Source organism: Arthrobacter sp. APC 3897, from assembly GCF_030407495.1.
GTDB lineage: Bacteria > Actinomycetota > Actinomycetes > Actinomycetales > Micrococcaceae > Arthrobacter_B.
In genome coordinates, this window is record NZ_JASDDG010000004.1 from 1 (window position 1) to 12,437 (window position 12,437).

The following is a 12,437-nucleotide window of genomic DNA, read 5'->3' on the forward strand; positions in this document are numbered from 1 at the left end:
ACTTTCAACCGGTCCGGATATTTGCGCGGGCTGCTGGATTCGGTGTCCGCCCTGGATCCGGCGCCGGAGCGGATTGTGGTGGTGGACAATGCCAGCACCGATGACACCCAGGACGTCATAACAGCCGCTGCCTCCCGGCTCACGATGCCGCTGGTAAACGTGCGGCTGTCCGTCAATGCCGGCGGTGCCGGCGGATTCGCGGCCGGCGTCGAGCGTGCCCTGGACGAAGGCGCGTCATGGCTGTGGCTGATGGACGACGACGTCGTGGTGCTTCCGGGTGCCGTGACGGCACTTCGCAAATGGACCGGAACGTACGGCTGCATCCACGGCAGACGCCTGGACGAGGCAGGCACTCCGTTCTTCTGGCAGCACCGTTTCCTTCCGTTCCTCGGCATCCACATTCCGGTCCGCGGCAACGTCTTCCGGGACAGCGCGGCTTTCTCAACGAATGTGGGCTGCTTTGAAGGCATGCTGATTTCAGCTGATCTCGTGCGCCGAATCGGGCTTCCGGACGAGCGGTACTTCATCAACGGCGATGATGAGATCTACGGCTGGCTTGCTTCCCGCCTCACCGACGTGGTCTACGTCAATGACTTTGTGCTGCAGAAGGTCCGCCCGCAGAAACAGATTGACCTGGGAATCCGGCACTTGAACGATTCCAGTGACCTCAGCCGCTTCTATTCCATGCGCAACCGGGGCCACACCGGCCAGTACCTGCGGGCACACGGGCGGTACAACCGCCTCGGCTTTGCACTGGGTACGCTGCTGACGGCAGGCAAGGAGATTCTCCGGCTGGTTGCCGTGGAGCGCCGCGTTGCCGGAGTGCCGAGCCTGTGGCGCGGTTGGCGGGAAAGCCGGTTGATCCTGCACGATGGATCATGGCAGCCCATGAGGCCGCTTGACCCGGACCCCTCCCCCGATCGGAAGCACCAGGTTTGACGTACTCTTTTCCGCACCATCCCGCAGTTCAGAGCTCCAGCGCCGGCGAGCCGCCGCGCCCGGGCGTTTGGGCCGTGCTGGGATCCTCCGGTTTCATCGGCAGCGCCTTATGCGCCTCGCTGCGTGCCGCCGGGCTTAGCGTGCGTGCTGTAACAGCACCCAGGCTTGAATCGAGCGCCGAAGATACGGAGGGGCTGCTGAAGGAAGCTTTTGCGCTGGCTGCGGTGCGGGCGGAGCTCGCGGACGCCTTGGCCGGTGCCGACGTCGTTATTAATGCCGCCGGTCTCGCCACGCCCGGGGGAACAGACTCCCCCGCTCTCCGCGGCGCAAATGGGCTGCTGCCGCTGGTGGTTGCCGATGCCGCAGACACCGCCGGGGTTCGACGTTTCGTCCATCTGAGCAGCGCCGCCGTCCAGGGGCACCGTCCGTTCCTTGATGAAACCAGCTATGTGCAGCCGTTTTCCGCCTATTCGCGGTCCAAGGCCCTGGGTGAGCGCGGTTTGGCGGCACGGTCCGGGGGTTCCTGCGGCGTTGTGACTATCCGGGCTACCTCTGTTCAGGGACCGCAGCGGCCCACCACGGTCAGTCTTGCCCGTTTGGCCTCCTCGCCCCTGGCCACTGTTGCGGGCACAGGATCGGCGCCTTCCCCGGTCAGCTCGGTGGATTCACTCGTGCAGTTCGTCCGCACGGTGGGCCTGCACTCAGGCCCTGTTCCCGCCGTCGTCCTGCAGCCCTGGGAGCAGGCCACGGTGGCAGGCGTGCTGGAAGCGGCGGGCGGGCGGAAGCCGCTGCGCCTGCCCCAATGGCTGTGCCGCAGCGCCCTCCGGATCGGCTACCGACTCTCCTCCCTCGCCGGGGAGCGCCTGCACGGTCCGCTGCGCCGTCTGGAAATGATGTGGTTTGGCCAGCGGCAGGTTCCCGGGTGGGCCGAAGCGACCGGCAACGTTCCCGAGCCCCGGGTGCAGGAAGTCCTGCGCTCGGTGCAGGTCCGGGAACCGGCGAACCGCTAGCCCGTTCGCGGGTGGCCCCGCACCGCCCCCGCACCCTCCCCGCCGAGTGTAGAGATCACGCCGCTTCGGCCGCGGCCGGAAAACCGCACGACGTCGACACTCAAGCGGGATCTGGCCTTAGGCTGCGTCCTGAGACGGACCCTGAACTCCCGGCACGACCTCCTGCAGCCGCTCCAGGCTGATCGCACCCTGCCGCACCACGCGCAGGGTGTCGGAGGTGGCATCGATAATGGTGGACGGCACGCCGGCCTCGCCGTGTTCAGGACGGGGTCCGGCCTCCAGATAAACCTCCACAGACTCGGCCAGCTGCTCACGGGCCTGGGCCGCAGTCTGAGCTGCGGGGTTGCCGGTGCGGTTAGCCGATGAGACTGCCAGCGGCCCGGTGAGGTTCAGCAGTTCCAGGGCAACGGGGTCATCGGGCATCCGCAGGGCAACAGTACCCATCGTGTCGCCAAGGTCCCAGGTCAGGGAGGGCTGGGCATGGAAAATCAGCGTCAGCCCGCCGGGCCAGAAGGCCTGGGCCAGCGCCCGCGCGTCCTCGGAAACATCCGTGGCCAGCCCGTCCATGGTCTGCATCCGGGGGATCAGCACGGGCGGCGGCATTGACCGGCCCCGGCCTTTCGAAGCCAGCAGAGTTGCCACGGCCTGGGGCGAAAAGGCGTCAGCACCGATGCCGTACACGGTGTCGGTGGGCAGGACCACGCACTGCTTGGCAGCCACAGCCTGCTGGGCCTTGGCCAGGCCCTCGCTTCGGCTCTGCGGATCAGTGCAGTCGTAAGTGGTAGTCACGGGGTTCCTTGTTTCCTTGGGATCAGTACATCTGTTTGATGTGAGGTTCAGTGGGTTTAGCCGGGGTACGGGGTCCGCACCGCGGAAGTGGCCCGCGGACGTCCGTTCAAATCGGTGTGCGTGGCAACGCCGCTCCAGCACGCTTGCGCGGACAGCAGCGCAGCAATCCGCTCGGCCTGGACCTCGGCGTGTTCCATGACAAAGTAACCGTCCGGAAGCAGCAGCCGGGCAGCGGTGGCCGCCGCAGCCAGCGGCAGTTCAAGTCCGTCCTGCCCGCCGCCGTACAGTGCCATGGCCGGATCATGCTCGGCGGCTTCGGGTTCATTGGGAACGGCATCGGCGGGGACGTAGGGCGGGTTGGAGACCACCACGTCAAAGCTGCCGTTTTCATCCGCCAGAGCGGTCCGCAGGTCTGCGTGCAGGAGGCGGACTCCTCGCGGTTCAAGGTTTTGCCGTGCCCAGGCCAGCGCCAGCGGGCTCAGCTCGACGGCGGTCACCTCGGCCTCCGGAACCTCGGAGGCCAGGGCTGCGGCAATGGCCCCGGAGCCGGTGCCCAAATCCACGGCCCGAACCGCAGGCTTCCCTGCGGCCAGAACCGCACGGGCATGGTCGATGGCCAGCTGCACCACCGTCTCCGTCTCGGGCCGGGGCACAAAGACGCCGGGGCCTACCTTCAGCTCGAGGTAGCGGAAGGACGCGGAACCAGTCAGGTGCTGCAGCGGCACGCGGGTGGCCCGCTCGGCCACCAGCTCGGCGTAGCCCGCCGGAACCGGTGCCTCGGTGAAGGCCAGCGCCTTCACCCTGCCGCGGGACTCCCCCAGCAGATGGGCGGCCAGCAGTTCGGCGTCCACGGCCGGGGTGGGTACCCCGGCGGCGGCCAGAGTGGCTGTCGCCTCACGCAGAGCCGCTGCCAGGGTGGTGGATTCCATCGGCAGGTTAGTTCTCGTCACCAATGGCGTCCAGGCGGGCCTGCTCATCCATTTCGATGGCGGCCTGGACCACGGCTTCAAGCTCGCCGTTCAGGACGGTGTCCAGGTTGTACGCCTTGTAGCCGGTGCGGTGATCCACAATCCGGTTTTCCGGGTAGTTGTACGTGCGGATGCGCTCGGAGCGGTCCATGGTGCGGATCTGCGACTTCCGGATATCCGAGTTCGCGGCGTCGATCTTCTCCTGCTCGTGCGCAAGGATGCGGGAGCGGAGGACACGCATGGCGGCTTCGCGGTTCTGCAGCTGCGATTTCTCGTTCTGCATGGCCACCACAATTCCCGTGGGCAGGTGGGTAATGCGCACGGCGGAGTCGGTGGTGTTCACTGACTGTCCGCCGGGGCCGGAGGAACGGTAGACGTCGATCTTCAGGTCATTCTGGTTGATTTCGACTTCTTCAGGCTCATCCACTTCGGGCAGCACCAGCACGCCGGCGGCCGAGGTGTGGATGCGGCCCTGGGACTCAGTCACGGGCACACGCTGGACGCGGTGCACGCCGCCCTCATACTTCAGACGGGCGTAAACGCCTTCCGCCGGGTCATTCGAATTGCCCTTGATAGCCATCGAGACATCCTTGTAGCCGCCCAGATCGGACTCGGTGGCGGAGATAATCTCGGTGCGCCAGCCGCGGTGTTCGGCATAACGGGTGTACATGCGCAGCAGATCCCCGGCGAACAGTGCTGCTTCGTCGCCGCCTTCGCCGCCCTTGACCTCGATGATGACATCACGGCCGTCATTGGGGTCACGCGGAATCAGCAGGCGGCGCAGGATTTCCTGTGCCTCAGCCAGCTGCTCCTTCAGGACCGGCACCTCGGCGGCAAATTCCGGATCCTCCGCTGCCATCTCGGACGCTGCTGCGAGGTCGTCTTCGAGGGCGTGCCACTTGTTGTAGGCGTCCACGATGCGGCTGAGCTCGGCATAGCGCCGCCCAAGCCGCCGGGCCAGGCCCTGATCCGCATGCACTGCGGGATCGGAAAGCCGCAGCTGCAGCTCTGCGTGCTCATCCAACAGACCCTGTATGGACTCAAACATGTTTTACGTTCCTCTTTCCATGGTTGGAACCGTCCCAAACCGGACGGTTCCATGGCAATTTCACGGCGGAGATTATTCGACTGCCCACCAGCAGTTTATCCGCGCCCGGCCGCCCGGTGTGCCTGAGCCTCCGGGACCGCGCGTTAACTGCCAAGCCGCCCAGACTCCGTCCGTCCGCGGAAGGCGGAGGCCGGAATATGAGCGGCTTGGTAAGGCAGCTAGTTGTCCTTGGTGCCCAGGGTGGTCTGCTGGACCTGCATCAGGAACTCAACATTGGACTGCGTCTCCCGGATCTTTCCGGTGAGCAGCTCCAGCGCCTGCTGGGTGTCCAGGCCGGACAGGACGCGGCGCAGCTTCCACATGATCTTGACCTCGTCCGGAGACAGCAGGTTCTCTTCGCGGCGGGTACCGGACGCGTTGACGTCCACGGCTGGGAAGATGCGCTTGTCCGCAAGATTGCGGGACAGGCGCAGTTCCATGTTGCCGGTGCCCTTGAATTCCTCGAAGATGACCTCGTCCATCTTGGATCCGGTCTCCACCAGGGCTGTGGCCAGGATGGTCAGCGAACCGCCGTTTTCGATGTTGCGGGCAGCACCGAAGAAACGCTTGGGCGGGTACAGTGCGGACGAATCCACACCACCGGACAGGATACGGCCCGACGCCGGAGCGGCCAGGTTGTAGGCACGGCCCAGGCGGGTCATGGAGTCCAGGAGGACGACGACGTCGTTCCCCATTTCCACGAGGCGCTTGGCCCGCTCGATGGCGAGTTCGGCGACCGTGGTGTGGTCATCGGCGGGACGGTCGAAGGTGGAGGCGATGACCTCGCCCTTGACCGTTCGCTGCATGTCCGTGACTTCTTCGGGACGCTCGTCCACGAGGACCATCATGAGGTGAACCTCAGGATTGTTGATCGTGATGGCGTTGGCGATTGCCTGCAGGATCAGGGTCTTACCGGCCTTCGGCGGGGAGACGATCAGGCCGCGCTGGCCCTTGCCGATCGGAGCAACGAGGTCAATGACCCGGGGGCCGATCACCTTGGCGGAGGTCTCCAGGCGCAGGCGTTCTGAGGGGTACAGGGGAACCAGCTTGGAGAACTCCACGCGGTCCTTGTTGTCCTCCGCGGGCTTGCCGTTGACCGAGGTCAGACGAACCAGTGCGTTGAACTTCTGGCGCTGGTTGCCGCCCTGGTTTTCGCCTTCACGCGGTGCACGGATGGCGCCGACAACGGCGTCACCCTTGCGCAGGTTGTACTTCTTGACCTGGGCAAGGGACACGTAGACGTCGTTCGGGCCCGGCAGGTAACCGGAGGTGCGGACAAACGCGTAGTTTTCCAGGACGTCCAGGATGCCGGCTACGGGCAGCAGAACGTCATCGTCGGTGACCTCGACGTCGTCAACATCCGGGTTCTGGTTCCGGTTGCGGCGGCGCTCGTTGCGGTCACGGAAACGGTCGTTCCGGTCGCTGCGGTCATTGCGGTCATTCCGGTTGCGGTTGCGGCGGTTGCGTCCGCGCCCGTTCTCGTCGCCGTCGTTGTCGCGGCTGTCGCTGCGGTCATTCCGGTTGTTGTCGCGGCTGTCGCTGCGGTCATTCCGGTTGTTGTCGCGGCTGTCGCTGCGGTCATTCCGGTTGTTCTCGCGCTCGCCGCGGTTGCTGTCACGATCGCCGCGGTTGTTCTCGCGCTCGCCGCGGTTATTGTCGCGCTTGTTCTCACGGCTGTCGCTGCGGCTGTTGTCGCGGCGGTCCTCGGAGGGCGTGCCGTTTGCCGGGGCGCCCGCACCGTTCTCCGAAGCGTTGGACTGCGCGGAGTCGGCGTTCGACTGCTCGGCCTTGCTGTTGTCTGTCCGGCTGTTCTCGGAAAGGCCGTCGCTGTCCGCACGGCGGCTGCGTGAACGGCGGTTGGTGCGCTCGCGCTGCGGCTGCTCTTCATGCGGAGCTTCCTCGCGGGAGTTTTCCTCGCGCGGTGCCTCGGCCTGTGCGGGCTCAGCGGCGTTGCGCGCGGGAGCCTCGGCGGCGGGCGTGGTGACTACTCCGTCACTGGCTGCACGGCGGTTGCGGTTACGGGTCCGCGCAGGACGCTCGGGAGCAGTCTGCTCTGCGGCCGGAGCCTCAGCTGCGGCCGGGGCGGCGGACGCAGCAGTGGCAACATCGGCCTGGGCGGTCTCGGTCTTGGCGCCCCGGACCGGCCGGTCGGCGACTGCGCCGCCCCGCTGATGGTTGGAGATGGCCGTTACGAGATCTCCCTTACGCATGCGGGATCCGCCGGTAATGCCCAGCTGGCCGGCAAGCGCCTGAAGCTGTGCAAGCTTGAGGCCTGCCAGTCCGGAGCTCTTTGAAGTCGCTTCGCCGTTGGTTCCGGCGGTAGCTGAGTCCACACCTGTTGTCAGGTCAGTGGTATCGGTCACGAAGGATCCTTCCCCCTCGTCGGGCGGTCCGGCGCAATGCCGGCCGCGGATGATTTGGCCCTGGTCCCCCGATGGTCAGACATGGGGGTCAGGGTTCGCCGGTTCCGGCAAGAGCCGGGCAACGGCGAATCTACTGGTGCCTCTTGGAAAGAAATCCACAGGAGTTAGGTCAGCTTTGCTGCCGAACTACGCGGCATTCAAGGGAACTGACCTTTTCTTGGCAGTACCCGAAGGCTGCACCGAGGATTTGCGCTTCCGCAATTGAATAAGAGTATTCAACACGATGCTTGGACAGTATGCCCCTGACAGCGAGTTTTCAACAATTACTCAGGGCGGTCCAGATACGGACGGCCTGGATGCGGGAGCACAAAAGACGGTTATTACCGCTGGTGCTCTTCCACTCTAGCACCAACACGATCAACACTCAGCCGCAAAACACGCCAGAAGTCGGCAGTTTTCGCGGCTGCAAGGTGGCTGGCGATCAACCGCTCGGCCTGCTCCGCCTGGGCCTCGCCGTTGGCCAGCGCCATCACCGTCGGACCCGCACCGGAAATGACCGCCGCAATGCCGTGTTTGCGCAGGTGCAGCATGAGGGCGGCACTGGGTGCCATTGCTGCCGCCCGGTATTCCTGGTGCAGGAAATCAACTGTTCCTTCGGGCAGCAGCGCGGGTTCGGTGCCAAGGGCATGAATGAGCAGGGCAGCCCGCCCGGAGTTCGCCGCAGCGGCAGCATGCGGAACCTCTCCCGGGAGCAAACCGCGGGCGCTCTCAGTGGACAGCTCGGTGGCCGGGACCGCGGCAACCGGGATGATCTCCCCGTGCACCGGCGCGCTGACCGACCGGAAGATGCCGTCCTCTTCCCAGGAGATTGCCAAACCGCCGGCCAGTGCAGGGGCCACATTGTCCGGGTGGCCTTCCAGCCTCGAGCAGAGATCCAGCAAAGCTGCGGCATCCAAACGCTGTTCTGCGGGCAGCAGGGCATTGCCTGCCAGCACCCCTGACACAATGGCGGACGCCGAGGAGCCCAGACCGCGGCCGTGCGGAATAACGTTCTGTGCCTCCAGCTGCAGCCCGGGCACGGAAAACCCGGCGGACGCAACGGTTTCCCGGATGGTTCGGACCACCAGATGGGTGTCATCCGTGGGCAGCGTTGCGGCGCCTTCCCCGCTGATGCTCACCGTGGTGCCGGGCTCCGCCGAAGTGCGCACCCGCACGGTGTCATACAGACCAACAGCAAGCCCCAGGCTGTCGAAGCCCGGACCCAGGTTGGCGCTGGTCGCCGGCACACGGACGGTGATGTCCTGTCCGGCGGCAACGGCTGCCCCCGCAGCTCCGAACGGAGCCGCGGGGGCGGTGCGGGATGCGGCGGAATCGCTCACGTGCATGTTCGCCTAGCCCGCAGCCTGTGCTTCCAGGCCCAGTGCAGCGGCAACGGAAACGACGTCGAAGTCCACCTTGGTGGGTTCAACATCGGAACCGTCCGCGGTGCGCAGGGCCCACTGCGGATCCTTCAGGCCGTGGCCGGTGACGGTGATGACAATTTTCTTGCCGGCGGGAGCTTCCCCGGCGGCGTGCTTCTTGAGCAGCCCTGCCACTCCCGCGGCGGAGGCCGGCTCCACAAAGACGCCTTCCCGGGAGGACAGCCAGCGGTGCGCTTCGAGGATCTCGGTATCCGTCACGGCTTCGATCAGGCCGCCGGACTCGTCGCGGGCGGCAATGGCCTGCTCCCAGGAGGCGGGGTTGCCAATGCGGATGGCGGTGGCAATGGTGTCCGGGTCCGTCACCGGGTGGCCCTTGACCAGCGGCGATGCGCCTTCGGCTTGGAAACCCCACATGACGGGAGTCTTGGTGGCCACCGGGGCCAGTTCCTCGCCTGCAACGTTGGTGTAGGGCTCGGCGTATTCCCGGTAGCCCTTCCAGTACGCGGTGATGTTTCCGGCGTTGCCCACGGGCAGCAGGTGGTAATCGGGGGCATCACCGAGGTAGTCCACCACTTCGAAGGCAGCGGTCTTCTGGCCTTCGATGCGGGCGGGGTTGACGGAGTTCACGAGGAACACCGGGTAGGCCTCGGCGAGCTTGCGGGCCACGTCCAGGCAGTTGTCGAAGTTGCCGTTAACCTGCAGCAGTTCAGCGCCGTGCGCAATGGCCTGGCTGAGCTTGCCCATGGAGATCTTGCCGTCCGGAACCAGGACGGCGCAGGTGATGCCGGCCTGCGTTGCATACGCGGCGGCCGAAGCGGAGGTATTGCCGGTGGAGGCGCACACCACGGCCTTGGCGCCGGATTCGACGGCGGCCGTCATGGCCATCGTCATCCCGCGGTCCTTGAAGGAGCCGGTGGGATTCATGCCCTCGACCTTGAGGTAAACCTCGTTGCCGGTCAGTTCGGAAAGGGCCTTCGCCTTCACCAGCGGAGTACCGCCCTCACCGAGGGTAATGATCTCGGTGCTCTCGGTGACGGGAAGACGATCGGCGTATTCGGCGATGACGCCGCGCCATTGATGAGCCACGGTATTAGACCCCTTCTACCCGCAGGACGGATGTGACTGAATTGATGATGTCCAGGCCCTTGATGGCCTCGACGGTGGCGGCCAGTGCAGCCTCGGATGCACGGTGCGTAACAAAACGCAGTTCGGCGGATGACGCCGTGCCGTCAGCATGGATGGTTTGGCGCATGGTCTCGATGGACACACCGTGCTCGGCGAAGACCCGCGCAACCGCAGCCAGGACGCCCGGCTGGTCGGTGACCTGCAGGCCGATGCTGTAGCTGGTGGTGACCTTGGCGAACGGCAGTGCCGGCACGGATCCGGTGGGCGTTTCAGCACCGAGCGGTCCGCCCAGGACGAGTCGGCGGGCGGTGGAGACGACGTCGCCCATCACGGCCGACGCCGTGGGTGCGCCGCCGGCGCCCTGGCCGTAGAACATGAGTTCCCCGGCGTTTTCGGCTTCCACGAACACCGCGTTGAAGGCCCCGTGCACAGCGGCGAGAGGATGTGTGCGCGGCAGCAGCGTGGGATGTACGCGGACACTGACGCCGGGTTCGCCGTCGTTGTCCAGCTTTTCCGCGATGGCCAGCAGCTTGATGACAAAGCCGGCGTCCTTTGCCGCGGCAATGTCATCGGCCGTCACGGAAGAGATTCCCTCACAGGACACATTCGCCAGGTCAAAGTTGGTGTGGAAGGCCAGCGAGGCGAGGATGGCACCCTTGGCGGCGGCGTCGTGTCCTTCAACGTCTGCGGTGGGATCCGCTTCCGCGTAGCCCAGGCGCTGCGCCTCGGCCAGGGCATCGGCGAACTGGGCGCCGGTGCTGTCCATGGCGTCCAGGATGTAGTTGGTGGTGCCGTTGACGATGCCCATGACCTTGGTGATGCGGTCACCGGAGAGGCTGTCGCGGATGGGGCGCAGGATGGGAATGGCTCCGGCGACGGCGGCTTCGTAAGCCAGCCGGACACCTGCTGCGTCGGCCTTTTCGAACAGTGCGGCTCCATCGGCGGCGAGCAGGGCCTTGTTGCCGGTGACCACTGAAGCGCCGTGGCCGATGGCGTGCAGCATCAGCGAGCGGGCCGGCTCCATGCCGCCCATCAGCTCGATGACAATATCCGCGTCTTCCACCAGCTTCTCGGCATCGGTGGTGAACAGGTTCCGCGGCAGCTCCGTGTCGCGCGGCGCGTCCGGATTGCGCACGGCAATGCCGGTCAGTTCCAAACGGGCTCCGGTGCGCGAGGCCAGGTCTTCGGCGTCGTCAAGAAGGATCCGGGCAACCTGCGAGCCAACGTTTCCGCAGCCCAGCAGGGCAACTTTCAGGGTCTTCATGGTGCGTGCCTTCTCCTTCAGCGATTCGGGCGGTCGGGCGCCGGTGTATCTACGTCCCGGGCCAGCAGGTCTTCTTCGGTTTCTCCGCGGATAATGAGCCGCGCGGCGCCGTTCGATACGGCAACCACGGGCGGACGGGCAATGTAGTTGTAATTGCTGGACAGGGCCCAGCAGTACGCGCCCGTTCCCGGAACGGCCAGCAGATCGCCGTCGCCGGTGTCCGCCGGAAGATAGACGTCCCGAACCACTATGTCCCCGCTCTCGCAGTGTTTGCCAACTACGCGTGACATAACGGCGTCATGTTCCGACGTCCGCGAGGCAAGCACGGCGGAATAGTCAGCGTCGTAGAGCACGGGGCGGGCGTTGTCGCTCATGCCGCCGTCCACTGAAACGTAACGGCGTTCGGCGGTACCGCCGCCGGCAGTGTCCACCCGCACCGTCTTGACCGTCCCGGCGCGGTACAGGGTGAAGGTGGTGGGGCCAACGATGGCGCGGCCGGGCTCAATCGAGATCCGCGGAACGGCCAGTCCCAGCTCGGTGCAGGTGGAGCCGACGACGGCGGCCATCGCCTGCGCGATTTCGGCCGGCGGGCGCGGGGTGTCCGCTTCGGTATAGGCAATGCCGTAACCGCCGCCAAGGTCCAGCTCCGGCAGTTCGACGCCGTGGGCTGCCTTGATGTCCGCCAAAAAGCCCAGCAGCCGCTTGGCGGCCAGTTCAAAGCCTTCGGGTTCGAAGATCTGCGAGCCGATGTGGCAGTGCAGGCCCAGCAGGCGGATGCCCCTGGCGTCCAGCGCAGCGGCTACAGCGGCAGCGGCCGGCGATACGCCGCCGGCAGCCGGGTCCGGTGCCATGGAGAGGCCGAACTTCTGGTCCTCGTGGGCCGTGGCAATGAATTCATGCGTGTGCGCGTGCACACCGGGGGTTAGCCGCAGCATGACGTTGGCCTGTTCCCCGCGGGACACCGCCAGGGCGTCCAAACGCTGCAGCTCGGCCATGCTGTCCACCACAATCCGCCCCAGGCCCATGTCCAGGGCGCGGATCAGCTCGGCGTCGGACTTGTTGTTGCCGTGCAGGCCGAGTTCGCTGCCGGGAATCCCGGCGCGGCGGGCCACGGCCAGCTCCCCGCCGGAGCAGGTGTCCAGCCGCAGACCTTCTTCCCGCACCCAGCGGGCCACCGCGGTGCAGAGGAACGCCTTGCCCGCATAGTAGACGTCCACTCCCCCGCACAGATCGGCAAAGGCAGCGTCAAAGGAATCCTTGAAATCGCGGGCACGGGCACGGAAGTCCGCTTCGGAGACTACGAACAGCGGGGTGCCGAACTCCTCGGCCAGTGCGGAGACGGACACGCCGGCCACCTGCAGTTCGCCGTGGGTGCTGCGGCTGACGTCGCGGGCCCACATCTGCGGGCGCAGTGCATCGGCGTCCTCCGGGTGGCTGAGCCATTCGGGGGCGAGCGGGGAAACAGTCATGA

General features: G+C 66.1%; 9 protein-coding genes and 1 pseudogene. 2 read left to right on the forward strand and 8 right to left on the reverse strand.

Annotated features, from left to right (window positions below; genetic code table 11):
- Both QMA10_RS03195 and QMA10_RS03200 read left to right on the forward strand, forming a co-directional pair.
- The coding region (locus QMA10_RS03195) for a glycosyltransferase (protein WP_290166130.1) at positions 1-939 on the forward strand (939 nt) is incomplete at its 5' end.
- Complete coding sequence (locus QMA10_RS03200) at positions 936-1,949, forward strand: NAD-dependent epimerase/dehydratase family protein (protein ID WP_290166132.1); 1,014 nt, start codon at positions 936-938, stop codon at positions 1,947-1,949. The genes QMA10_RS03195 and QMA10_RS03200, both read left to right, overlap by 4 nt.
- Positions 1,950-2,087: 138 nt before the next feature.
- Here QMA10_RS03200 and QMA10_RS03205 read toward each other — a convergent pair.
- The 8 genes and pseudogenes from QMA10_RS03205 to lysA form a co-directional block, all read right to left on the reverse strand.
- Positions 2,088-2,738: pseudogene (locus tag QMA10_RS03205) on the reverse strand (L-threonylcarbamoyladenylate synthase); the annotation flags it as partial.
- Between the two features lie 56 nt (positions 2,739-2,794).
- Positions 2,795-3,667: a peptide chain release factor N(5)-glutamine methyltransferase gene (gene prmC, locus QMA10_RS03210; RefSeq protein WP_290166305.1), complete on the reverse strand. Its 873-nt coding sequence runs from the start codon at positions 3,665-3,667 to the stop codon at positions 2,795-2,797.
- A 7-nt stretch (positions 3,668-3,674) separates the two neighbouring features.
- Positions 3,675-4,754, reverse strand: coding sequence for a peptide chain release factor 1 (prfA, locus tag QMA10_RS03215; protein ID WP_290166133.1), 1,080 nt, complete (start codon positions 4,752-4,754; stop codon positions 3,675-3,677).
- Between the two features lie 218 nt (positions 4,755-4,972).
- Positions 4,973-7,156, reverse strand: coding sequence for a transcription termination factor Rho (gene rho / locus QMA10_RS03220; RefSeq protein ID WP_290166135.1), 2,184 nt, complete (start codon positions 7,154-7,156; stop codon positions 4,973-4,975).
- Between the two features lie 380 nt (positions 7,157-7,536).
- Positions 7,537-8,454: a homoserine kinase gene (thrB, locus tag QMA10_RS03225; protein ID WP_290166306.1), complete on the reverse strand. Its 918-nt coding sequence runs from the start codon at positions 8,452-8,454 to the stop codon at positions 7,537-7,539.
- A gap of 93 nt (positions 8,455-8,547) precedes the next feature.
- Positions 8,548-9,663 (reverse strand): threonine synthase, encoded by a 1,116-nt coding sequence (thrC, locus tag QMA10_RS03230; protein ID WP_290166137.1) that lies wholly within the window; start codon positions 9,661-9,663, stop codon positions 8,548-8,550.
- A 4-nt stretch (positions 9,664-9,667) separates the two neighbouring features.
- Positions 9,668-10,966, reverse strand: a complete 1,299-nt coding sequence (locus QMA10_RS03235; RefSeq protein WP_290166139.1) for a homoserine dehydrogenase — start codon at positions 10,964-10,966, stop codon at positions 9,668-9,670.
- A gap of 17 nt (positions 10,967-10,983) precedes the next feature.
- Positions 10,984-12,435, reverse strand: coding sequence for a diaminopimelate decarboxylase (lysA, locus tag QMA10_RS03240; RefSeq protein ID WP_290166141.1), 1,452 nt, complete (start codon positions 12,433-12,435; stop codon positions 10,984-10,986).
- Positions 12,436-12,437: the final 2 nt, after the last annotated feature.